At 69.9% G+C, this 21,134-nt stretch carries 24 protein-coding genes; 19 read left to right on the top strand and 5 right to left on the bottom strand.

Annotated features, from left to right (window positions below; genetic code table 11):
• The first annotated feature begins 38 nt into the window (after nucleotides 1-38).
• From prmC to CCN51_RS23070, 15 genes are all read left to right on the top strand, one after another.
• Nucleotides 39-884 (top strand): peptide chain release factor N(5)-glutamine methyltransferase, encoded by an 846-nt coding sequence (gene prmC / locus CCN51_RS23140; RefSeq protein ID WP_014176384.1) that lies wholly within the window; start codon nucleotides 39-41, stop codon nucleotides 882-884.
• Between the two features lie 99 nt (nucleotides 885-983).
• The gene (locus CCN51_RS23135) at nucleotides 984-1,631 is read left to right on the top strand and encodes an L-threonylcarbamoyladenylate synthase (protein ID WP_014176383.1); all 648 of its coding nucleotides are present in this window, start codon (nucleotides 984-986) and stop codon (nucleotides 1,629-1,631) included.
• Nucleotides 1,628-2,287: an arsenate reductase/protein-tyrosine-phosphatase family protein gene (locus tag CCN51_RS23130; RefSeq protein WP_014176382.1), complete on the top strand. Its 660-nt coding sequence runs from the start codon at nucleotides 1,628-1,630 to the stop codon at nucleotides 2,285-2,287. The genes CCN51_RS23135 and CCN51_RS23130 overlap by 4 nt, the downstream gene beginning before the upstream one ends.
• A 95-nt stretch (nucleotides 2,288-2,382) precedes the next feature.
• Nucleotides 2,383-3,735: a serine hydroxymethyltransferase gene (locus tag CCN51_RS23125; RefSeq protein WP_014176381.1), complete on the top strand. Its 1,353-nt coding sequence runs from the start codon at nucleotides 2,383-2,385 to the stop codon at nucleotides 3,733-3,735.
• Between the two features lie 129 nt (nucleotides 3,736-3,864).
• Entirely contained in the window at nucleotides 3,865-5,220 is a 1,356-nt protein-coding gene (locus CCN51_RS23120) for an MraY family glycosyltransferase (protein ID WP_055413931.1), read from the top strand.
• 243 nt (nucleotides 5,221-5,463) lie between these two features.
• On the top strand, nucleotides 5,464-5,919 hold the full coding sequence (locus CCN51_RS23115) for a Cg1360 family ATP-synthase-associated protein (protein WP_014176379.1): 456 nt from the start codon (nucleotides 5,464-5,466) through the stop codon (nucleotides 5,917-5,919).
• Nucleotides 5,920-6,183: 264 nt separating this feature from the next.
• A complete protein-coding gene (atpB, locus tag CCN51_RS23110) occupies nucleotides 6,184-6,993 on the top strand; it encodes a F0F1 ATP synthase subunit A (protein WP_014176378.1) in 810 nt (269 codons plus the stop codon).
• 77 nt (nucleotides 6,994-7,070) lie between these two features.
• Nucleotides 7,071-7,319, top strand: a complete 249-nt coding sequence (locus CCN51_RS23105) for an ATP synthase subunit c family protein (protein WP_014176377.1) — start codon at nucleotides 7,071-7,073, stop codon at nucleotides 7,317-7,319.
• 40 nt (nucleotides 7,320-7,359) lie between these two features.
• The gene (locus CCN51_RS23100) at nucleotides 7,360-7,926 is read left to right on the top strand and encodes a F0F1 ATP synthase subunit B (RefSeq protein WP_014176376.1); all 567 of its coding nucleotides are present in this window, start codon (nucleotides 7,360-7,362) and stop codon (nucleotides 7,924-7,926) included.
• Nucleotides 7,923-8,738, top strand: a complete 816-nt coding sequence (locus tag CCN51_RS23095) for a F0F1 ATP synthase subunit delta (protein ID WP_014176375.1) — start codon at nucleotides 7,923-7,925, stop codon at nucleotides 8,736-8,738. The genes CCN51_RS23100 and CCN51_RS23095 overlap by 4 nt, the downstream gene beginning before the upstream one ends.
• 104 nt (nucleotides 8,739-8,842) lie before the next feature.
• Entirely contained in the window at nucleotides 8,843-10,414 is a 1,572-nt protein-coding gene (gene atpA / locus CCN51_RS23090; protein ID WP_014176374.1) for a F0F1 ATP synthase subunit alpha, read from the top strand.
• 2 nt (nucleotides 10,415-10,416) lie between these two features.
• Nucleotides 10,417-11,331, top strand: coding sequence for a F0F1 ATP synthase subunit gamma (locus CCN51_RS23085; RefSeq protein WP_043486764.1), 915 nt, complete (start codon nucleotides 10,417-10,419; stop codon nucleotides 11,329-11,331).
• Nucleotides 11,332-11,336: 5 nt separating this feature from the next.
• Nucleotides 11,337-12,791 (top strand): F0F1 ATP synthase subunit beta, encoded by a 1,455-nt coding sequence (gene atpD, locus CCN51_RS23080; protein WP_014176371.1) that lies wholly within the window; start codon nucleotides 11,337-11,339, stop codon nucleotides 12,789-12,791.
• A 141-nt stretch (nucleotides 12,792-12,932) separates the two neighbouring features.
• Nucleotides 12,933-13,310, top strand: a complete 378-nt coding sequence (locus CCN51_RS23075; protein WP_086860034.1) for a F0F1 ATP synthase subunit epsilon — start codon at nucleotides 12,933-12,935, stop codon at nucleotides 13,308-13,310.
• Between the two features lie 146 nt (nucleotides 13,311-13,456).
• Nucleotides 13,457-13,912, top strand: coding sequence for a DUF2550 domain-containing protein (locus CCN51_RS23070; protein ID WP_043490168.1), 456 nt, complete (start codon nucleotides 13,457-13,459; stop codon nucleotides 13,910-13,912).
• Nucleotides 13,913-13,954: 42 nt separating this feature from the next.
• On the opposite strand, the gene CCN51_RS23065 is transcribed toward CCN51_RS23070, so the two are convergent.
• A complete protein-coding gene (locus CCN51_RS23065) occupies nucleotides 13,955-14,647 on the bottom strand; it encodes a response regulator (RefSeq protein ID WP_014176368.1) in 693 nt (230 codons plus the stop codon).
• A complete protein-coding gene (locus tag CCN51_RS23060) occupies nucleotides 14,644-15,897 on the bottom strand; it encodes a sensor histidine kinase (RefSeq protein WP_014176367.1) in 1,254 nt (417 codons plus the stop codon). Before CCN51_RS23060 ends, CCN51_RS23065 begins: the two co-directional genes overlap by 4 nt.
• Before the next feature lie 78 nt (nucleotides 15,898-15,975).
• Between CCN51_RS23060 and CCN51_RS23055 the strand changes: the two genes are divergently transcribed.
• Nucleotides 15,976-16,644, top strand: a complete 669-nt coding sequence (locus tag CCN51_RS23055; RefSeq protein WP_014176366.1) for a hypothetical protein — start codon at nucleotides 15,976-15,978, stop codon at nucleotides 16,642-16,644.
• Here CCN51_RS23055 and CCN51_RS23050 read toward each other — a convergent pair whose 3' ends face one another.
• From CCN51_RS23050 to CCN51_RS23040, 3 genes are read right to left on the bottom strand one after another with little or no spacing between them, the layout of a single operon-like run.
• Nucleotides 16,645-17,217 carry a cob(I)yrinic acid a,c-diamide adenosyltransferase gene (locus CCN51_RS23050; protein WP_014176365.1) on the bottom strand — a complete coding sequence of 191 codons (573 nt, stop codon included), beginning with the start codon at nucleotides 17,215-17,217 and terminating at the stop codon, nucleotides 16,645-16,647.
• Between the two features lie 37 nt (nucleotides 17,218-17,254).
• Nucleotides 17,255-18,010, bottom strand: a complete 756-nt coding sequence (locus CCN51_RS23045) for an ABC transporter permease (protein WP_014176364.1) — start codon at nucleotides 18,008-18,010, stop codon at nucleotides 17,255-17,257.
• 21 nt (nucleotides 18,011-18,031) lie between these two features.
• A complete protein-coding gene (locus CCN51_RS23040; protein WP_014176363.1) occupies nucleotides 18,032-18,814 on the bottom strand; it encodes an ABC transporter ATP-binding protein in 783 nt (260 codons plus the stop codon).
• 79 nt (nucleotides 18,815-18,893) lie between these two features.
• On the opposite strand from CCN51_RS23040, the gene CCN51_RS23035 reads away from it, so the two are divergent.
• The 3 genes from CCN51_RS23035 (at nucleotide 18,894) to CCN51_RS23025 (ending at nucleotide 21,030) form a co-directional block, all read left to right on the top strand.
• The gene (locus tag CCN51_RS23035) at nucleotides 18,894-19,535 is read left to right on the top strand and encodes a TetR/AcrR family transcriptional regulator (RefSeq protein WP_014176362.1); all 642 of its coding nucleotides are present in this window, start codon (nucleotides 18,894-18,896) and stop codon (nucleotides 19,533-19,535) included.
• A gap of 90 nt (nucleotides 19,536-19,625) precedes the next feature.
• Nucleotides 19,626-20,474 carry a 3-hydroxyacyl-CoA dehydrogenase family protein gene (locus tag CCN51_RS23030; protein ID WP_014176361.1) on the top strand — a complete coding sequence of 283 codons (849 nt, stop codon included), beginning with the start codon at nucleotides 19,626-19,628 and terminating at the stop codon, nucleotides 20,472-20,474.
• A gap of 232 nt (nucleotides 20,475-20,706) precedes the next feature.
• Nucleotides 20,707-21,030: an STAS domain-containing protein gene (locus CCN51_RS23025; RefSeq protein ID WP_014176360.1), complete on the top strand. Its 324-nt coding sequence runs from the start codon at nucleotides 20,707-20,709 to the stop codon at nucleotides 21,028-21,030.
• Nucleotides 21,031-21,134 lie beyond the last annotated feature (104 nt).

Here is a 21,134-nt window from a genome sequence, read left to right as displayed (position 1 = left end):
TAGCCTTAGCCTTTGTCCGGACCGGCTGGAGGAATTCAGTGAATGTGCTGCTCGCCGAGGTGGCGCAGGCCACCCAGCGGCTGGCCGACGCCGGCGTGCCGTCTCCGCGCTTCGACGCGGAGGAGCTGGCCGCCTTTGTGCACGGCGTCAAGCGGGGTGAGCTGCACGGCGTCGCCGACGCCGACTTCGACGCCCGCTACTGGGAGGCCGTAGCCCGCCGGGAGGCCCGCGAGCCCCTGCAGCACATCACCGGGCGCGCCTTCTTCCGCTATCTGGAGCTCCAGGTCGGCCCCGGCGTCTTCGTGCCCCGCCCGGAGACCGAGTCGGTCGTCGGCTGGGCCATAGACGCGGTACGCGCCATGGACGTCGTCGAACCGCTGATCGTCGACCTGTGCTCGGGCTCCGGGGCGATCGCCCTCGCGCTGGCCCAGGAGGTGCCGCGGTCGCGGGTGCACGCCGTGGAACTGGACGAGGGCGCCCTGCGGTGGGCCCGTAAGAACGTCGAGGGGTCCCGCGTCGTTCTCCACCACGGGGACGCGCTGACGGCCCTGCCCGAGCTCGACGGACAGGTGGACCTGGTGATCAGCAACCCGCCGTACATCCCGCTGACCGAGTGGGAGTACGTCGCGCCCGAGGCCCGCGACCACGACCCGCAACTCGCGCTGTTCTCCGGCGAGGACGGCCTCGATGTGATCCGCGGTCTGGAGCGCACCGCCCACCGGCTGCTGCGCCACGGCGGGGTCGTGGTCATCGAGCACGCCGACACCCAGGGCGGCCAGGTGCCGTGGATCTTCACCGAGGAGCGTGGCTGGGCGGACGCCGCCGACCACCCCGACCTGAACAAGCGGCCCCGTTTCGCCACGGCGCGGAAGGCCATGCCGTGACGCGGGCGGATGCCGTGGCCCCGGCGGACGGGCCCTGCGGGCGGAAAGTAGCGATCCGGTGACGCACCGCACTGCCGGATACCCAGCGAAGGAGAAATGATGGCACGGCGATACGACTGCGGCGACCCGACCGACCGCAAGACCGGCCTGCGTGAGGCCGCGTCCGCCGTCCGCCGCGGCGAGCTGGTCGTGCTGCCCACCGACACCGTCTACGGCATCGGTGCGGACGCCTTCAACGCCGAGGCCGTCGGCGATCTGCTGGAGGCCAAGGGCCGCGGCCGCAATATGCCGACCCCCGTCCTCGTCGGCTCCCCGAACACCCTGCACGGCCTGGTCACCGACCTGTCCGAGCAGGCATGGGAGCTCGTGGACGCCTTCTGGCCGGGCGCGCTCACCCTGGTCGCCCGGCACCAGCCATCGCTCACCTGGGACCTGGGGGAGACCCACGGCACCGTCGCGGTCCGGATGCCGCTGCACCCGGTCGCGATCGAGCTGCTGAACGACTTCGGCCCGATGGCGGTCTCCAGCGCCAACCTCACCGGCCACCCCTCCCCGCAGGACTGCGACGCGGCCCAGGACATGCTCGGCGACTCGGTCTCGGTCTATCTCGACGGCGGGCCGACCCCCGCCGCCGTTCCGTCCTCCATCGTCGATGTGACCAGTAAGGTGCCGGTCCTGCTGCGCGCGGGCGCCCTGAGCGCCGAGCAGCTGCGGGAGGTCGTACCCGACCTCGAGGTGGCCAATTGACAGCCCCTGAGGGGCGTGGCATAGCGGAACACCGTCACCACAGCGCCGAACACACCTTCCGCATCCTCCACGTCAGCACCGGCAACGTCTGCCGCTCGCCGATCACCGAGCGGCTGACCCGGCATGCCCTCGCACACCGTCTGGGCAGCGAGCGCACCAGCGGGCTGATCGTGGAGAGCGCCGGGACCTGGGGCCATGAGGGCGCGCCCATGGAGGCGCACGCCGCCACCGTCCTGACCGACTTCGGCGCCGACCCGGCCGGCTTCCTCGGCCGTGAACTGCTCGACGAGCACGTCATCCGCGCCGACCTCGTCCTCACCGCCACCCGCGACCACCGCGCCCAGGTCATCTCCATGGGGCATTCGGCGGGGCTGCGCACCTTCACGCTCAAGGAGTTCACCCGGCTGGTACGGGCCATAGACCCGGCGACGCTGCCCGACCCGGAAGAGGCGGGCGGCGTGGTTGACCGGGCTCGCGCCCTGGTCCAGGCGGCCGCCGCGCTGCGCGGCTGGCTGCTGGCGCCGACCGAGGAGGCGGACGAGGTGTACGACCCGTACGGCGCGCCGATCACCTTCTTCCGCTCCATCGGCGACGAGATCCACGAGGCCCTGGAGCCGGTGGTGACGGCCCTGACGGGGGTGCCCGCTCCCGCGTAGCCCCAGGCCGGGCCCGGGCCTACATTGGGAGGACGCAACAACGCTCGCCCTCCCGCACCACCCGGGCCTGTTCTACCTGAGGCTGTGAGCTAGCGATGGCCGCTACCCCCGCGCCGCCGCGCGGCAACCCGGCCGGGCAGACCGGTCACGCCGGCCGCACCGGTCAGGCCGGTGTGATCCGTACGGCCAACGCTTCCTGGGAACCCGACTTCGACGCGCTGCGCCGGCAGGACCCCGATATCGCCGGGATCATCCTGGGTGAGCTGGACCGCGTCAGGGGCGGGCTGCAGCTGATCGCCGCGGAGAACTTCACCTCCCGGGCCGTGCTCACCGCCCTGGCCTCGCCACTGGCCAACAAGTACGCCGAGGGCTACCCGGGCGCCCGCTTCCACGGCGGATGCGAGCTGGTCGACGTCGCCGAGCGGATCGCCATGGACCGGGCGAAGGCCCTGTTCGGCGCGGAGCACGCCAATGTGCAGCCGCACTCGGGCTCCTCCGCGGTGCTCGCCGCGTACGCCGCGCTGCTGCTGCCCGGTGACACGGTGATGGCGATGGCGCTGGCGCACGGCGGACATCTCACCCATGGCTCCCCGGCCAACTTCTCCGGCCGCTGGTTCGACTTCATCGGCTACGGCGTCGACCCGCACACCGGACTGATCGACTACGACCAGCTCCGCGACCTGGCGCGGGCCCACCGCCCCAAGGCGATCGTCTGCGGCTCGATCTCCTACCCCCGCCACCTGGACTACGCGGCCTTCCGGGAGATCGCCGACGAGGTCGGCGCGTATCTGATCGCGGACGCCGCCCACCCCATCGGCCTGGTGGCCGGGAAGGCCGCGCCCAACCCCGTGCCGTACGCCGATGTGGTGTGCGCGACCACGCACAAGGTGCTGCGCGGGCCCCGCGGCGGGATGGTGCTGTGCGGCGCGGACCTCGCCGAGCGGGTCGACCGCGCGGTCTTCCCCTTTACGCAGGGCGGAGCGCAGATGCACACCGTCGCCGCCAAGGCCGTCGCGTTCGCCGAGGCCGCGCAGCCGGCGTTCACCGCGTACGCCCACCGGGTCGTCGCCAACGCCCATGCGCTGGTCGACGCCCTGGCCGCCGAGGGCATCCCGGTGATCACCGGCGGCACCGACACCCATCTGATCACCGCCGACCCGGCCGCCCTGGGCCTGGACGGCCCCGCCGCCCGGGCCCGCTGCGCCGCGGCGGGCATCGTGCTGGACAGCTGCGCGGTGGCGTCCGCGACCGCGCCGGCCGGCTGCGTGAAGGGCATCCGGCTGGGCACCGCGGCGGTGACCACGCAGGGGATGGGGCCGGACGAGATGGCGCGCATCGCCCAGCTGCTCGTGGTGGCGCTGCGGGAGAAGGAGACCTCGCAGCGGCTGCGGGAACTGCGGGCCGAGGTCAGGGAGTTGGCGACGGCGTTCGCACCGTACGACGACTGATCTTCGCGGAGCCGGAACGGGTGGAACCGACTCAAGGACGGACAACGTCCTCGTCGATGGCCCGTCTCACTGGCCGGAGGGGGCTAGTGTGTGTTGCTGAGATGGCCAGCGACATCTGTGGGGCAGTCTGTGCGTGAATATCTGCTGACTCTGTGCATCACGGCCGCGGTCACCTATCTGCTGACCGGGCCGGTTCGGAAGTTCGCCATCGTGGTGGGCGCGATGCCGGAGATCCGCGCGCGCGATGTGCACCGCGAGCCCACGCCGCGGCTCGGCGGTATCGCGATGTTCGGCGGGCTGTGCGCGGGGTTGCTGGTCGCCGCCCATCTCACCAATCTCAAGGGCGTTTTCGAGCTGTCCAACGAGCCGCGCGCGCTGCTGTCCGGGGCCGGGCTGATCTGGCTGCTGGGCGTGCTGGACGACAAGTGGGGCGTGGACGCGCTGATCAAGCTGGGCGGCCAGATGATCGCCGCAGGCGTGATGGTGCTCCAGGGCCTCACCATTCTGTGGCTGCCGGTGCCCGGGGTGGGCCCGGTCTCGCTGACCCCCTGGCAGGGCACGCTGCTCACGGTCGCGCTCGTGGTGATCACCATCAACGCGGTGAACTTCGTGGACGGCCTGGACGGTCTGGCCTCGGGCATGGTGTGCATCGCGGCCGCGGCGTTCTTCATGTACGCGTACCGCATCTGGTACGGCTACGGCCTGGAGGCGGCCGCCCCCGCGACCCTGTTCGCCGCCATTCTGATGGGGATGTGCCTGGGCTTTCTGCCGCACAACATCCACCCGGCCCGGATCTTCATGGGCGACTCCGGCTCGATGCTCATCGGCCTGGTGCTGGCGGCCGGCGCGATCTCGATCACCGGTCAGGTGGACCCGGACGCGATGAGGCTGTTCACCGGCTCCGTGACCGCCACGGTGCACGCCACCGTGCCGGTCTACATCCCGCTGCTGCTGCCGCTGACCGTGATCGCGGTGCCGTTCGCCGATCTGGTGCTGGCCATCGTCCGCCGTACCTGGCGGGGCCAGTCGCCGTTCGCCGCGGACCGCGGCCATCTGCACCACCGGCTGCTGGAGATCGGCCACTCGCACAGCCGCGCGGTGCTGATCATGTACTTCTGGTCGGCGCTGATCGCGTTCGGCGCCGTGGCGTACTCGGTGAACTCGGTCAGCATGTGGTTCGTGCTCTCGATCGTGGGGCTGAGCGCGGTGGGCCTGGTCCTGCTGCTGCTGCCGCGGTTCACCCCGCGGGTGCCGCACTGGGCGGAGGGCTTCGTTCCGCCTCGGTACCGCCGCCGCCGGAACCGGATCGCCGCGGCCGCGCGGGAGGTCGCACCGGAGGCGTCGTGTGATGCGGCGGCCGAGCCGGTGGGCCGGGTCCCGGCCGGGGTCAACGGGGCCACCGCGATCGGCGACCGCTCCCGGTTCACGCAGCAGGGGGCAACTCCCGGCGGTGGCTGGGAGAAGAAGATCCGTAGCTCTCGGTAGCGGGCTTATTCGGCGTCCATCGCCGTCAATGTGAGATATGCTCCTTAACTCTCCCGTGTGATGTGCAGCACATCCGGCAGGTAAAGACCTCATCAAATAGTTTGTGATACCGTTCACGAAAACCCGGTGCCAGAGCCGAAGGGCCGTAGCGCGACTGTCCTTCGTCGTGAGGTTCCTTTGATCCCCGGGGATACGCTCGTCAACGACGAACCGTTGCTTCCGACTCTTGCCGGAGAACCCTTCATGCAGTCCAACGACGCCCGAACGCTCCTGCAGTGTGCCGTGCCCACCGCAGTCGTCGGCGCCGCCGCCATTGCCGTCGGCGCCGTACTCGCCGGTGGCAAGGGCGCGTTGGGGGCCGCGTTCGGGGCGATTCTGGTGATCGCGCTGATGACGATCGACCTGATCGTGCTGGTGCGGACCGCCAACAAGCTTCCGCAGATCTTCCAGATGATGGGTCTCGCGCTCTACGCCGTGCAGTTCCTGCTGATGGCGGTGGTGTTGGGCGTCTTCAGGGACACCACGCTCTTCAACACCAGGGCCTTCGCCTTCTCGCTGCTCGCCGCGACGCTGGTGTGGATCACCGCGCAGACCCGCGCGCACATGAAGGCCAAGATCTTCTATGTGCAGCCGGAGTCCGAAGACGAACGGACCCCGGCGGGGGAGAAGAAGGTTTCTCCCGCCGGGTCCCCATCGTGATCTGTAGGGCCGGTATAAGGGCACGTCCGCTCACCTGCTATCGTCCGGTGCCATCTGAGGCACAGCGGGCGCAGGTGGCTGAACCCCCGGATTCCACGGGACGGAATCGGCGGCCCATGCAGCTGATGCCCACCGACCACACCGGACTTGTGCCGACAAGCCGCCCCCACATTCGCAAGACCAGTCCAGTGCCGTTCCGCGGCCATGCGCCGCGCCGACACAACGAGGTTGCCGTACCCATGCGCCACGCTGAAGGAGCTCGCGGTGAGTCCTGACCAGACACTCGCCTTCGAGACCGATTGCCACATCTTCGACGGGTGCGGCTTCCCGGCCCCAGGGCTCCACTCATTCACCTTCGAGCCGATCGCCACCATCGGCGGCTTCGAGTTCACCAAGCCGGTCCTGCTGGCTCTGCTGGGCACCGTGGTCGTGATGGTGTTCTTCTGGGCCGCCTTCGGCAAGGCCAAGATCGTCCCCGGCAAGCTGCAGATGATCGGCGAGGCGGGCTACGACTTCGTGCGCCGCGGTGTCGTCTACGAGGCCCTGGGCAAGAAGGAGGGCGACAAGTACGTCCCCCTCATGGTCTCGCTGTTCTTCTTCATCTGGATGATGAACCTCTGGTCGGTCATCCCGCTCGCCCAGTTCCCGGTGACGTCGATCATCGCCTTCCCGGCCGGCCTCGCCGCGATCGTCTACATCCTGTGGGTCAGCCTGACCTTCAAGAAGCACGGCTTCGTCGGCGGCTGGAAGAACATCACCGGCTACGACAAGTCGCTGGGCCCGGTGCTGCCGCTGGTCATGGTCCTGGAGACCTTCTCCAACCTGCTCATCCGGCCGTTCACCCACGCCGTACGGCTCTTCGCCAACATGTTCGCCGGGCACATCCTGCTGCTGATCTTCACGATCGCCAGCTGGTACCTGCTGAACGGCATCGGCATCGCCTACGCGAGCGTCTCGTTCGTGATGGTCATCCTGCTGACCATGTTCGAGCTGTTCATCCAGGCCCTTCAGGCATACGTCTTCGTCCTGCTGGCCTGCACCTACATCCAGGGCGCTCTCGCCGAGCACCACTGAGACCCCAGCCAGCCCCGCCCTAAAAGGCGTCCGGTGGCCAACCCCCACCGGTCCGTGAAAGAGAAGGAAGAATCGGCATGTCCGCTCTCCAGACGACCCTCGCCGCTGTCGAGCTCAAGGGCAACCTCGGCTCGATCGGCTACGGCCTCGCGGCCATCGGCCCCGGCGTCGGCGTCGGCATCATCTTCGGTAACGGCACCCAGGCGCTGGCCCGTCAGCCCGAGGCGGCCGGTCTGATCCGCGCCAACCAGATCCTCGGCTTCGTTCTCTGTGAGGCGCTCGCCCTGATCGGTCTGGTCATGCCGTTCGTCTACCCGACCAAGTGACCGCGGCGAACGACCGGTCCCACGGACGAAAGGCAATGATGTGAACGCCTTGACAACCCTGGCTGAGGAGACGCAAAACCCGCTTCTCCCGCCGATCCCAGAGCTCGTCATCGGCCTCATCGCCTTCGCCATCGTCTTCTTCTTCTTCGCCAAGAAGCTCCTCCCGAACATCAACCGGGTTCTGGACGAGCGCCGTGCGGCGATCGAGGGCGGCATGGAGGAGGCCGAGGCACGTAAGGCCGAGGCCCAGCAGGTCCTCGAGGACTACCGCGCTCAGCTCGCCGACGCTCGTCATGAGGCCGCGCGGCTGCGCCAGGAGGCGCAGGAGCAGGGCGCCGCGCTCATCGCCGAGATGCGCGCGGAGGGTCAGCGGCAGCGTGAGGAGATCATCGCCGCGGGCCACGCCCAGATCGAGGCCGACCGCAAGCAGGCGGCGCAGACGCTGCGCCAGGACGTGGGCAAGCTCGCCACCGACCTGGCCGGCAAGCTCGTCGGCGAGTCCCTGGAGGACGTCGCCCGGCAGAGCCGCGTGATCGACCGGTTCCTCGATGAGCTCGAGACGAAGGCCGACGCCACGGCCGAGACGAAGGCCGAGGCCGGCCGATGAACGGAGCGAGCCGCGAGGCACTGGCCGCAGCGCGCGAGCGCTTCGACGCGCTGACGGACAGCACCTCCGTCGACGCCGCGAAGCTCGCGGACGAGCTGGCCGCCGTCACCGCGCTGCTCGACCGCGAGGTCTCGCTGCGCCGGGTCCTCACCGACCCGGCGCAGCCCGGCGAGGCCAAGGCCGAGCTGGCCGCGCGCCTGCTGTCCGGCCAGGTCGGCGGCGAGACCATCGACCTGGTCTCCGGCATGGTCAGGTCCCGCTGGTCGCGCTCGCGCGACCTGGTGGACTCCATCGAGGAGCTGGCGTCCGCCGCCGACCTCGTGGCGGCCCAGCGGGCCGGCGCCCTCGACGACGTGGAGGACGAGCTGTTCCGGTTCGGCCGGATCATCTCCTCGTCCACCGAGCTGCGGTCCGCGCTGACCGACCGGGTCGCCACCACCTCGGCGAAGGTCACGCTGGTGCGCGAGCTGCTGGGCGGCCGGGTCAATCCGGCCACCGAGCGGCTGGTCGCCCGTCTTGTGGCCCAGCCGCGGGGACGTAGCCTGGAAGCGGGGCTCGACGCCCTCTCGCGGCTTGCCGCGGCCCGCCGCAACCGCCTGGTCGCGGTGGTGACCTCGGCTGTGCCGCTCAGCGACCAGCACAAGCAGCGTCTCGGTGCGGCTCTGGCGAAGCTGTACGGCCACAAGGTGCACCTCAACCTGGATGTGGACCCCGAGGTCCTCGGCGGGATCGAGGTACGCGTCGGCGACGAGATCATCGACGGCACCGTCGCCGACCGCCTGGGCGAGGCGGCCCGGCGGATGGCCGGCTGACCCAGGCCGTACCAACTCAAAAGCCAACTCAACAAGCATGTAAGCGGCCCGAGTTGGGCCGTGGTCAGATACTTCGGGCCCAACAAGGAGAGCAGGGAACCCAGATGGCGGAGCTCACGATCCGGCCGGAGGAGATCCGGGACGCGCTGGAGAACTTTGTCCAGGCGTACAAGCCGGACGCGGCCTCGCGCGAGGAGGTCGGTACGGTCACCGTTGCCGGCGACGGCATCGCGAAGGTCGAAGGTCTTCCCTCGGCCATGGCGAACGAGCTGCTGAAGTTCGAGGACGGCACCCTCGGCCTCGCGCTCAACCTGGAAGAGCGCGAGATCGGCGCGGTCGTCCTCGGTGAGTTCAGCGGCATCGAGGAGGGCCAGCAGGTGCAGCGCACCGGCGAGGTGCTCTCGGTAGCCGTCGGCGAGGGCTACCTCGGCCGCGTCGTCGACCCGCTGGGCAACCCGATCGACGGCCTCGGCGAGATCGAGACCGAGGGCCGCCGCGCCCTCGAGCTGCAGGCCCCCACGGTCATGCAGCGCAAGTCGGTGCACGAGCCGATGGAGACCGGCTACAAGGCCGTCGACGCGATGACCCCGATCGGCCGTGGCCAGCGTCAGCTGATCATCGGCGACCGGCAGACCGGCAAGACCGCGCTGGCCGTCGACACGATCATCAACCAGCGTGACAACTGGCGCTCGGGCGACCCGAAGAAGCAGGTCCGCTGCATCTACGTCGCCATCGGCCAGAAGGGCTCCACCATCGCCGGCGTGCGCGCCGCGCTGGAGGAGGCCGGCGCCCTGGAGTACACGACGATCGTCGCCGCCCCGGCGTCCGACCCGGCGGGCTTCAAGTACCTGGCCCCCTACACCGGCTCGGCCATCGGCCAGCACTGGATGTACCAGGGCAAGCACGTCCTGATCGTCTTCGACGACCTGTCCAAGCAGGCCGACGCCTACCGCGCCGTCTCGCTGCTGCTGCGCCGCCCGCCGGGCCGCGAGGCGTACCCCGGTGACGTCTTCTACCTGCACTCCCGGCTGCTGGAGCGCTGCGCCAAGCTCTCCGACGACATGGGTTCCGGTTCGATGACCGGTCTGCCGATCGTCGAGACCAAGGCCAACGACGTCTCGGCGTTCATCCCGACCAACGTCATCTCCATCACCGACGGCCAGTGCTTCCTGGAGTCCGACCTGTTCAACGCCGGCCAGCGCCCGGCTCTGAACGTCGGTATCTCGGTCTCCCGCGTCGGTGGCTCCGCCCAGCACAAGGCAATGCGCCAGGTCTCCGGCCGGCTCCGGGTGGACCTCGCCCAGTTCCGTGAGCTCGAGGCGTTCGCCGCCTTCGGCTCCGACCTGGACGCGGCCTCCAAGGCGTCGCTGGAGCGCGGTTCGCGCATGGTCGAGCTGCTGAAGCAGACGCAGTACGCCCCGTACGCCACCGAGGATCAGGTCGTCTCCATCTGGGCCGGCACCAACGGCAAGATGGACGATGTCCCGGTCGAGGACGTCCGCCGCTTCGAGCGCGAGCTGCTGGACTATCTGCACCGTGAGCACAAGGGCCTGATGACCAGCATCGTCGAGGGCGGCAAGATGTCCGATGACACCATCGGTGCGCTGGCCGAGGCCGTCGAGAGCTTCAAGCGCCAGTTCGAGACCTCGGACGGCAAGCTGCTGGGCGAGGGCTGAGCATGGGTGCCCAACTCCGGGTCTACAAGAGGCGGATCAAAACCATCTCTGCGACCAAGAAGATCACCAGGGCGATGGAGATGATTGCCGCCTCGCGCGTCGTCAAGGCGCAGCGCCAGGTGAGCGCGTCGACTCCGTACGCCAGTGAGCTCACCCGGGCGGTGGGCGCGGTGGCCACCGGCTCCACCACCCAGCACCCGCTCACCACCGAGGCCGAGCGCCCGACCCGGGCCGCGCTGCTGCTCATCACCAGCGACCGCGGTCTGGCCGGCGGCTACTCCTCGAACGTGATCAAGGCGGCCGAGCAGGCCACCAAGACCCTCACCGAGCAGGGCAAGGAGGTCGACACCTACATCGTCGGCCGCAAGGGTGTCGCCTACTACGGCTTCCGCGAGCTCAAGGTCACTCAGTCGTGGACCGGGTTCACGGACAACCCGACCTACGCGGACGCCAAGAAGATCGCGGGCCCGCTGATCGAGGCCGTGCAGCAGGCCACCGCCGAGGGTGGCGTGGACGAGCTGCACATCGTCTACACCGAGTTCGTCTCGATGCTGACGCAGACCCCGGTCGACCACCGGCTGCTGCCGCTCAGCATGGAGAAGACGGCGGAGGAGACGGCGGCGAAGGATGTCATCGCGCCGCTGTACGAGTTCGAGCCGTCGGCGGAGGAGGTGCTCGACGCGCTGCTGCCGCGGTACGTCGAGTCCCGTATCTACAACGCTCTGCTGCAGGCCGCGGCGTCCAAGCACGCGGCCACCCGTCGGGCGATGAAGTCGGCGACCGACAACGCCGAAGAGCTCATCAAGTCGCTCTCGCGACTTGCCAACGCGGCCCGCCAGGCCGAAATCACCCAGGAAATCAGCGAGATCGTCGGTGGCGCGAGCGCCCTGGCCGACGCTTCTGCGGGGAGTGACTGACAACTATGACCACCACTGTTGAGCCGACCGCTCCTGCCGGCGTGGCCACTGGCCGCGTCGCGCGGGTCATCGGCCCGGTCGTCGACGTGGAGTTCCCCGTCGACGCGATGCCGGAGATCTACAACGCCCTGAAGGTCGAGGTCATCGACCCCTCCGAGGAGGGCAAGACCAAGACCCTCACCCTCGAGGTCGCCCAGCACCTCGGCGAGGGCCTGGTACGCGCCATCTCCATGGAGCCCACCGACGGCCTGGTCCGCCAGGCCCCGGTGACCGACACCGGCGACGGCATCACCGTCCCGGTCGGTGACATGACCAAGGGCCGGGTGTTCAACACCCTCGGCAAGATCCTCAATGAGCCCGAGGCCGAGTCCGAGGTCACCGAGCGCTGGTCGATCCACCGCAAGGCCCCGGCCTTCGACCAGCTCGAGTCCAAGACCGAGATGTTCGAGACCGGTCTGAAGGTCGTCGACCTGCTGACCCCGTACGTCAAGGGCGGCAAGATCGGTCTGTTCGGCGGCGCGGGCGTCGGCAAGACCGTCCTCATCCAGGAAATGATCGTCCGTGTGGCCAAGCTGCACGAGGGCGTTTCCGTGTTCGCCGGCGTCGGCGAGCGCACCCGTGAGGGCAACGACCTCATGGTCGAGATGGAGGAGGCCGGCGTTCTCGACAAGACCGCGCTGGTCTTCGGCCAGATGGACGAGCCCCCGGGCACCCGTCTGCGGGTCGCCCTGGCCGGTCTGACCATGGCGGAGTACTTCCGCGATGTGCAGAAGCAGGACGTGCTGTTCTTCATCGACAACATCTTCCGCTTCACCCAGGCCGGTTCCGAGGTCTCGACCCTGCTCGGCCGGATGCCCTCCGCGGTGGGCTACCAGCCGAACCTGGCCGACGAGATGGGCATCCTCCAGGAGCGCATCACCTCGACCCGCGGTCACTCGATCACCTCCATGCAGGCGATCTACGTCCCCGCGGACGACCTGACCGACCCGGCCCCGGCGACCACCTTCGCGCACCTCGACGCGACGACGGTGCTCTCCCGTCCGATCTCGGAGAAGGGCATCTACCCGGCGGTGGACCCCCTGGACTCCACCTCCCGGATCCTGGACCCGCGTTACATCTCGCAGGACCACTACGACTGTGCCTCGCGGGTCAAGTCGATCCTGCAGAAGTACAAGGACCTGCAGGACATCATCAACATCCTCGGCATCGACGAGCTCGGCGAGGAGGACAAGCTCACCGTCTTCCGCGCCCGCCGTATCGAGCGCTTCCTGTCGCAGAACACCCACGCGGCGAAGCAGTTCACCGGCGTCGACGGCTCGGACGTGCCGCTGGACGAGTCGATCACCGCGTTCAACGCGATCGCCGACGGTGAGTTCGACCACTTCCCGGAGCAGGCCTTCTTCATGTGCGGTGGTCTGGAGGACCTGAAGAAGAACGCCAAGGAGCTGGGCGTCTCCTAAAGGCCGGTCTTCTGAAGTCCGGTCTTCTTGACCCCGAGGTCACCGGAGAGGGGTGGGCCGCGTCCCACCCCTCTCCGTACGCCCGTTATCCTTTGACGAAAGCCCTGTCGCCCCCGGCAGGTGGAGACCCGAGGAGCCACGTTGGCTGCTGAGCTGCATGTCGAGATGGTCGCGGCGGACCGTAGTGTCTGGTCCGGCAAGGCCACCTTGGTCATCGCGCGCACCACATCCGGTGACATCGGCGTCATGCCCGGCCACCAGCCGCTGCTCGGTGTGCTGGAGTCCGGCCCGGTGACTATCCGCACCAGCGAGGGCGGAACGGTTATCGCCGCGGTCCACGGCGGCTTCATCTCGTTCTCGGACGACAAGCTCTCGCTGCTCGCCGAGATCGCGGAGCTGTCCGACGAGATCGATGTCAAGCGGGCGGAGCGGGCACTGGAGCGCGCCAAGTCGGAGGCGGACGCCGCCGCCGAGCGGCGCGCCGACGTCCGGCTGCGCGCTGTGGCGGGAGTGCACTGAAGCCTGTCACGAACGGTCGAAATCCTCAGCCGCGGGCCGCGTGGGAACTTGTCCACGCCGGTCCGCGGCTTAGACCGTCCTGCTGTCGGACGGTCTGAGGCGATGCAGGTGCGGTTTTTCCGGATGACGCGAGGAGGTCGGTGAAGATGGTCCTCGCTCTGCTTGTGAGCGGCGTGGTCGTCGCGCTGGTGGTGGTGGGACTCTTCGTCTTCGGTCTGCGGCGGCGGCTGATCCAGCGGTCCGGCGGAACCTTTGACTGCTCACTGCGGTGGAACGCGCCCGAGGGCGAGATGGAACCGGAGCCCAGCGGCAAGGGCTGGGTGTACGGGGTCGCCCGCTACAACGGTGACCGGATCGAGTGGTTCCGGGTCTTCTCGTACGCGCCCAGACCGCGCCGGGTGCTGGAGCGCGCCTCGATCGAGGTGCTGGAGCGGCGTACGCCCAAGGGCGAGGAGGAGCTGGCGCTGCTCTCCGACGCCGTGGTGCTGGCGTGTCTGCACAGCGGCACCCGGCTGGAGCTGGCGATGAGCGAGGACGCGCTGACCGGTTTTCTCGCCTGGCTGGAGGCCGCTCCGCCGGGGCAGCGGGTCAACGTGGCGTAAGAGGTCACCGAAGGGCGCGCCCGGGAGGCTGGGCGCGTTTTGTTATGCCCGGATCTGCTCCTGGGCCAGTACCGCCGCCTGCACCCGGCTGCGTAGCCCCAGCTTGCCCAGCACCCTGCTGACGTGGGTCTTCACGGTGGCCTCCGCCATGGCGAGATGGTCGGCGATCTCGGCGTTGGACAGGCCGCGGCCCAGCGCGCCCAGCACCTCGCGTTCGCGCGGGGTGAGGGAGGCGAGCGCCGCCGGGTCGGCGGTCGGGGCCGCCGGTGCGTACTGCGGGCGGGCGAATTCGGCGATCAGACGGCGGGTGACGGCCGGGGCGATCATGCCCTCGCCGCTGGCCACCGTCCGTACGGCCGCCAGCAGACCGGCCGCGTCGCTGTCCTTGAGGAGAAAGCCCGCGGCCCCGGCGCGCAGGGCGCCGAAGACATACTCGTCGAGGTCGAAGGTGGTCAGGATCAGCACATCGGCCAGCTGTTCGGCGGCGATCTCGCGGGTGGCCGAAACCCCGTCCAGGCGAGGCATCTGAATGTCCATCAGCACCAGGTCGGGGCGGAGCTCGCGGGCCAGGCGTACGGCCTGCTCGCCGTCGGCCGCCTCCGCGACCACCTCGATATCGGGCGCGGACCGCAGGATGAGCACCAGCCCGGCCCGTACGGCCAGCTGATCCTCGGCGACCACCACCCGGATCCTCGTCGGCCCCGCCTCGTTCACCCCGTCGTACTGGTCCTTCACCGTGTCATGGCTCCTTTGCCGTCGAGGGGCAGCACCGCCCGTACCCGCCACACCGTGCCGGACGGCCCGGTGTGCGGGCCCGCTTCGAGGGTGCCGCCGAGCAGGGAGACGCGTTCGCGCATCCCGATGAGGCCCATACCGGAGCCGGGCGCACGGGGGTCGGGGCGGGTGTCGTACGGGCTGGTGACGCCGACCTCCAGGACGCCGACCTCCAGGACGCCGCCCTCCGGGGGGCCGTCGGCGTGCTGGGCGAGGCGTACGGTCACCTTGCCGGGCGCCGCGTGCTTGAGGGTGTTGGTCAGGGACTCCTGGACGATGCGGTACGCGGCCAGCTCGACCGGCGCGGGGAGCGCGGCGCCGCCCGGCGGACGGTCGTCGCGCAGCGTGAACTTGAGCCCGCTGACGGAGGTGGCGTCCGAGCGGGCCCGCTCGACCAGCACGTCGAGCGCGTCGAGGGTGGGCGCCGCGGTGGGTTCCGGCTCCCCGCCGGCATCGCGCAGCAGCTCGATGAGGCGGCGCATTTCGGCCAGGCCCAGCACGCTGTTCTCCCGGATGACAGTGAGCGCCTGGTCGGTCGCGGCGGCGTCGCCCAGGGACAGCGCGGCGGTGGAGTGGATGGCGATGGCCGACAGATGTCCGGCGACCCGGTCGTGCAGTTCGCGGGCCATCCGGCCGCGCTCGGCCACCACCGCCTCCCGCCGGTCCAGTTCGGCGAGCAGCGCCGTCCGCTCGGCCTCAAGACGGGCGGCCTCGGCGGCCTCCTGGTGATTGCGTACGATCGCCCCGGTGCCGGCCGGGGCGAAGGTGAGCAGGGCGGTGACCAGGCCGATGAACAGCGACTCGGGGGTGCGCAGCAGCGCCAGCGGCACGACCGTGGCGACCACGGTGGTCGCCACGCACGCGGGCGGCAGCCGCCGGGCGAGGGAGGCCGGTCCGTAGAGGACCGCCGCGTACACCAGGTCCGTGTACATCAGGACGGTCGCGATGAGCGAGCCGCCGCACAGGTCCACGGCGAGGGCGGCGGTGCCGAGCGCCAGGGCGGTGCCCGGGGCCACACGGCGCAGCAGTTCGGCGACCGCCATGGCGACCAGCGCGGTGACCGTCGACCACTGGGGCAGTGTGATGGGCGACAGCTCGCCCAGATACACCCCGCCGCGCAGCCCGAGCCCCATCAGCAGCAGTCCGCCGAGGAGTCCGCCCAGGCCGATGGCGACGTCGACGCGGTGCGGCGGCGGCAGTCTGGGCGGCATGGGTCCATCACAGCACGCGGCCGCCGGGCCTGCGTCCGCTTCCGGACGAGTCCGGGGGTGCGCGGCGTACATCGAAGGATGCAGTCCGGTCTCGTCGTCGCCGACGACGCGGCGGCCCGGATCGCGCGGGACGGTAGGGGAGACAGGCGGGAGAAGGGAGAACGGGCCGTGATCGTGGGACTGATCGTCGCCAGCGAGGTCGGCTTCTGGGTGGTGCTGCTCGGCGGCCTGTGTGTGCGGTACGTCCTGCGGAAACCGCGGGCCGGGACGGTACTGCTGGCCTGTGTGCCGCTGCTGGACGTGGTGCTGCTCACCGCGACCGTGATCGATCTGCGGCGGGGCGCCGAGCCGTCCACCGCGCATGGGCTGGCCGCGGTCTACCTCGGCTTCTCCATCGCGTACGGGCACTACATGATCAATTGGGCGGACGGGCGCTTCGCCCACCGGTTCGCGGGTGGGCCGCCCCCGGTCAAGCCGCCCAAGTACGGTGCGGCGCGGGTGCGGCATGAGTGGCGGCTGTGGCGGATGACGCTGATCGCCGCGGTGATCGCGGTGGCCGTGCTGCAGATGTGCATCTGGCTGATCGGCGACGGGGACCGCACCGACGCGATGGTGGCGTGGCAGCGGCAGATGCTGACGGTCGCGGGCATCCACCTGCTGGTCGCCGTCGGCTACACCGTCTGGCCTCCCAAGGAGAAGACCAGGGCCGACGGAAGCGGTCGGCCCTGGTCCCTCACCAAGCGGTGATCAGCGGTTCTCGCCGGGCACCCACAGCACGTCCCCGACCTCCTTGTTGGCCACCCGGGCCAGGATGAACAACAGGTCGGAGAGGCGGTTGAGATAGGTGGCGGTGAGCGGATTCATGGACTCCGCGTACTCGTCGAGCGCCGTCCACGTGGAGCGCTCGGCCCGCCGTACGACGGTGCACGCCTGGTGCAGCAGGGCCGCACCGGGCGTGCCGCCGGGGAGGATGAAGCTGCGCAGCTTCTCAAGACCTTCGAGGAAGAGGTCGCAGTCCGCCTCCAGCTTGTCGATATAGCTCTGTTCGACGCGCAGCGGTGGGTGTGCGGGGTTCTCGACGACCGGGGTGGACAGGTCCGCGCCCACGTCGAACAGGTCGTTCTGGACGCGGACCAGTACGTTGACGATCTCCGGGGGCAGCGCCCCCAGCGCGATGGCCACCCCGATCGCCGCGTTCGCCTCGTTCGCGTCGGCGTACGCGGCGATCCGCGGGTCGGTCTTGGCGGTGCGGCTCATATCGCCGAGGGCCGTGGTGCCCTTGTCCCCGGTGCGCGTGTAGATGCGGGTGAGTCTGACCATGTGCCCGAGCCTACGCGCGGGGGACGGAGAACAGGCCCTACGCCCCGGCCTTGCGGAACACCCGGGTGCCGACCGTCATCGAGACCGCGCACAGGGCGAGTCCGACCAGCGCGCCGAGGCCGACGGTGTCCCAGGCGTAGTCCCCGACATACGCGGCGCGCACCGCGTCCACCAGGTAGCGGAACGGTACGCAGCGCGAGACGGCGTCCAGCCAGCCGGGCGCCAGGGCCATCGGCAGCAGGACGCCCGAGAGCAGCATCGCGGGCATGTTGACGGTGCTGATGACCGGGGCGAACCCCTGCGGGCTGTCGACCCGCATGGCCAGGGCGTACGACAGCGAGGCCAGCGAGATGGTGAGCAGGCCGACGAAGACGAAGCCCACGACCACCCCGAGCACCGGAGCGCGCAGCCCCAGGGCGACGCCGGCGATCACCAGGACCAGCGACTGGACCAGCAGCTGGACCACGTCCTTGAGCGCGCGGCCCAGCAGCAGCGCGAGCCGGCTGACCGGGGTGACCCGCATCCGCTCGATCACCCCGAACTGCTTCTCGAGGAGGATGCCGAAGCCCGCGAACGCGGCGCTGAACAGGCCGAGTTGGATGAGCAGTCCGGGGACCAGGACCTGCCAGGAGTCGCCCTCGCCGCCGAGCGGGACGTCGTGCAGCAGCGGGCCGAAGAAGACGAGGTAGAACATGGGCTGCAGCAGCCCGAAGACCACGGCGACCTTGGAGTTCAGGGCCTGGCGCAGATAGCGGCCGAAGATCAGGCCGGTGTCGGAGAGCAGGTTGGACACGGCGTAGGGCTCCTGGGGTCGTCAGACGGCGAGCGGGGCGGCGTCGGGCTGTGCGGCGCCGCGCCCGGTGATGGCGATGAAGGCGTCCTGGAGGGTGGCGTCGGGCGACCCGCCGTACTCGGCCTTGAGGGCGGCGGCGGTGCCCTCGGCGACCACCGTTCCGTTGTCGACGATGACCAGCCGGTCGGCGAGCGCTTCGGCCTCGTCGAGGTAGTGGGTGGTCAGGAAGACCGTCATGGCATGGTCGGCGCGCAGCTTGCGGATCAGGTCCCACAGGTCGGCCCGGCTGCCCGGGTCGAGTCCGGTGGACGGCTCGTCGAGGAAGAGGACCACCGGGCGGTGGGTGAGGCCCATGGCGATGTCGAGGCGGCGCCGCTGGCCGCCGGACAGGGCGCCGCATTTGCGGTCCAGCAGTTCGGTGAGGTCGAGTTCGGTGGCCAGTTCCTCGGCGCGGGCGGCGGCCTCCGCCTTGCCGAGCCGGTACAGGCGCCCCTGGGTGACGAGTTCTTCGCGGACGGAGACGGACGGGTCGACGCCGCCGGACTGGGCGACGTACCCGATCTTCCGGCGCACCCCCGCCGGGTCGCGGGCGAGGTCGTGCCCGGCGACGGTCGCGGCCCCGCCGGTGGGCGGGAGCAGCGTGGTGAGCATGCGCAGGGTCGTGGTCTTGCCCGCGCCGTTGGGGCCGAGGAAGCCGAGGATCTCGCCCGGGCTGACGGTGAGGTCGATGCCGCGGACCGCCTCGACGGGGCCGTGCTTGGTCTGGAAGGTCCGGGCGAGCCCGGCCGTGCTGATGACAGGCATGTGCCTAGAAAAGCAGGGACACTTAAATTTTGCAACGACCCCAAAATTTCATAGACCCCATCGAAGCTAGGATGGGGGCATGGCGGAAGGGCTCAGAGAGCGGAAGAAGCGGCAGACCAGGCAGCACATCTCGGACATGGCCACCGCGCTCTTCCTGGAGCACGGCTTCGACGCGGTCACCATCGCCGCGGTCGCCGAGGTCGCCGAGGTCTCGGTCAACACCGTCTACAACTACTTCCCCGCCAAGGAAGACCTCCTCTTCGACCGCGAGGACGAAGTCGTCGAGCGCCCTTCGCTGCTCGTACGGGAGCGCGCGGAGGGCACCTCGGCGGTGCGGGCGGTGCTGGCCCGGCTGCGCCAGGACGTCGCGGAGCGGAACCCGTACGCCGGGATGGATCCGGGCTACGCGCGCTTCATGCGGGTCGTCCAGGAGTCGCCGACGCTGATGGCCCGGGTGCTGCGGATGCAGGGCCGGACCGTCGACCGGTTCGCCGCCACCCTGCGCGAGGAGACGGGGGCCGCCCCGGACGACCCGACCCCCGAGTTCATCGCCCACCAGGTCATCGGCATGCAGAACGCCGTGCACCGCAGCATCGCGCGCTGCCACGCCGCGGGCGGCGCCCCGGAGCAGACCTCCGTGGAGGTGCTGCGCCAGATCGACGTCATGGAGTCGCTCCTCAGCGATCGCGTGCTCAACTATGCGGCGAAGAACACACCGTGACGCGCCTTACTAGGGGCTGCCAGGAGACGTGAACGGGCGTTAAGGTCCGGCCAACGGCGTCAGTTACGCAACGTACGAAAGGACGTGAACGTGGCCAGGAAGCTCGCGGTCATCGGGGCCGGACTCATGGGATCCGGCATCGCGCAGGTCTCCGCCCAGGCGGGCTGGGACGTCGTGCTCCGTGATGTGACCGATGAGGCGCTGCGCCGCGGCACGGACGCGATCCGCGCCTCGTACGACAAGTTCGTGGCCAAGGGCAAGCTGGACGCCGAGGCCGCCGAGCAGGCCCTGGCGCGCATCACCACCACGACCGAGCTGGACGCCGCCGCCGACGCGGATGTCGTGGTGGAGGCCGTCTTCGAGAAGATCGAGGTCAAGCGGGAGATCTTCCGCACCCTCGACGGCCTGGTCAAGGACGAGACGATTCTCGCCTCCAACACCTCGGCCATCCCCATCACCAAGATCGCGGCGGCCACCGAGCGCCCCGAGCGGGTCGTGGGCACCCACTTCTTCTCGCCCGTGCCGATGATGCAGCTGTGCGAGCTGGTGCGCGGATACAAGACCAGCGATGAAACCCTCGCCGCCGCACGGGAGTTCGCCGAGGGCGTCGGCAAGACCTGTATCGTCGTCAACCGCGACGTCGCGGGGTTTGTCACCACCCGTCTGATCTCCGCGCTCGTCGTCGAGGCGGCCAAGCTGTACGAGTCCGGGGTGGCCACTGCCGAGGACATCGACACCGCGTGCAAGCTGGGCTTCGGCCATGCGATGGGACCCCTCGCGACGGCCGACCTGACCGGCGTGGACATCCTGCTGCACGCCACGGAGAACATCTACACCGAGTCCCAGGACGAGAAGTTCGCGCCGCCGGAGATCATGCGCCGCATGGTCGACGCCGGTGACATCGGGCGGAAGAGCGGCGGCGGGTTCTACCACTACTGACCCGGTCCGCCCGCCGACCCGGTCCCGCCCGTACGGCCATCCTGCCCCTGTTGCGCATCTCAAACGCAATCAGGGGCAGGTGCACCCTTGCGGGTGAATTCGGTATCGGTTCGCTTACAAGCGGCAACTTCACCGCATGAGACACAGTCAATTCGATAGACCAGATTGCCTCATGGGAGACAGGGGGCCCATCCCGGCGACAGCCGGGGGAGCACCGCATAGGGGAGCGCATATGCACATCAGGGGCGACCACGCCGAGCTCGTCGTCGGGGGCCGACTCGACGTCCGGAGCGCGGCGGACGCCCGTACGGCCTTGCACACCGCCCTGGAATCCGGCGGCGGGGACCTCGTACTCGACCTGACCGAGCTCGACTCCTGGGACGCCACCGGGCTCGGCGTGATCATGGGAGCGCACCGGAAGGCCGGCCGAGCGGGCCGGCGGCTGGTGCTGCGCGGGGTGCCGCCCCAGATGCAGCGGCTGCTGGTGGCCACCCGGCTGCACCGGATCCTGGCCATCGAGGGCGGACTCGAAGTGGAGTCGCTGCCGCGGGTGTGAGCGCCGGCGCGGGTGTCCGGGGCGGCGGCGCGTCGGCTTCGGGCGCGGCGGCGCGCGGGCTTCAGGGACAGCGGTGCGCGGCCTTCAGGGACAGCGGTGCGCGG

The sequence above is a fragment of the Streptomyces milbemycinicus genome (genome assembly GCF_002154605.1).
GTDB classification, from domain to species: Bacteria; Actinomycetota; Actinomycetes; order Streptomycetales; family Streptomycetaceae; genus Streptomyces; species Streptomyces milbemycinicus.
This window is presented reverse-complemented; position numbering and strand designations above follow the sequence as displayed.

Bases quoted from the DNA above. Each gene is read 5' to 3' on its own strand.
- CCN51_RS23135 (WP_014176383.1), top strand. From the start codon at position 984: ATGGCACGGCGATACGACTGCGGCGACCCGACCGACCGCAAGACCGGC.
- CCN51_RS23125 (WP_014176381.1), top strand. From the start codon at position 2,383: ATGGCCGCTACCCCCGCGCCGCCGCGCGGCAACCCGGCCGGGCAGACC.
- CCN51_RS23115 (WP_014176379.1), top strand. From the start codon at position 5,464: ATGCAGTCCAACGACGCCCGAACGCTCCTGCAGTGTGCCGTGCCCACC.
- CCN51_RS23105 (WP_014176377.1), top strand. From the start codon at position 7,071: ATGTCCGCTCTCCAGACGACCCTCGCCGCTGTCGAGCTCAAGGGCAAC.
- CCN51_RS23095 (WP_014176375.1), top strand. From the start codon at position 7,923: ATGAACGGAGCGAGCCGCGAGGCACTGGCCGCAGCGCGCGAGCGCTTC.
- atpA (WP_014176374.1), top strand. From the start codon at position 8,843: ATGGCGGAGCTCACGATCCGGCCGGAGGAGATCCGGGACGCGCTGGAG.
- CCN51_RS23085 (WP_043486764.1), top strand. From the start codon at position 10,417: ATGGGTGCCCAACTCCGGGTCTACAAGAGGCGGATCAAAACCATCTCT.
- atpD (WP_014176371.1), top strand. From the start codon at position 11,337: ATGACCACCACTGTTGAGCCGACCGCTCCTGCCGGCGTGGCCACTGGC.
- CCN51_RS23070 (WP_043490168.1), top strand. From the start codon at position 13,457: ATGGTCCTCGCTCTGCTTGTGAGCGGCGTGGTCGTCGCGCTGGTGGTG.
- CCN51_RS23060 (WP_014176367.1), bottom strand. From the start codon at position 15,897: ATGCCGCCCAGACTGCCGCCGCCGCACCGCGTCGACGTCGCCATCGGC.
- CCN51_RS23055 (WP_014176366.1), top strand. From the start codon at position 15,976: ATGCAGTCCGGTCTCGTCGTCGCCGACGACGCGGCGGCCCGGATCGCG.
- CCN51_RS23050 (WP_014176365.1), bottom strand. From the start codon at position 17,217: ATGGTCAGACTCACCCGCATCTACACGCGCACCGGGGACAAGGGCACC.
- CCN51_RS23040 (WP_014176363.1), bottom strand. From the start codon at position 18,814: ATGCCTGTCATCAGCACGGCCGGGCTCGCCCGGACCTTCCAGACCAAG.
- CCN51_RS23035 (WP_014176362.1), top strand. From the start codon at position 18,894: ATGGCGGAAGGGCTCAGAGAGCGGAAGAAGCGGCAGACCAGGCAGCAC.
- CCN51_RS23025 (WP_014176360.1), top strand. From the start codon at position 20,707: ATGCACATCAGGGGCGACCACGCCGAGCTCGTCGTCGGGGGCCGACTC.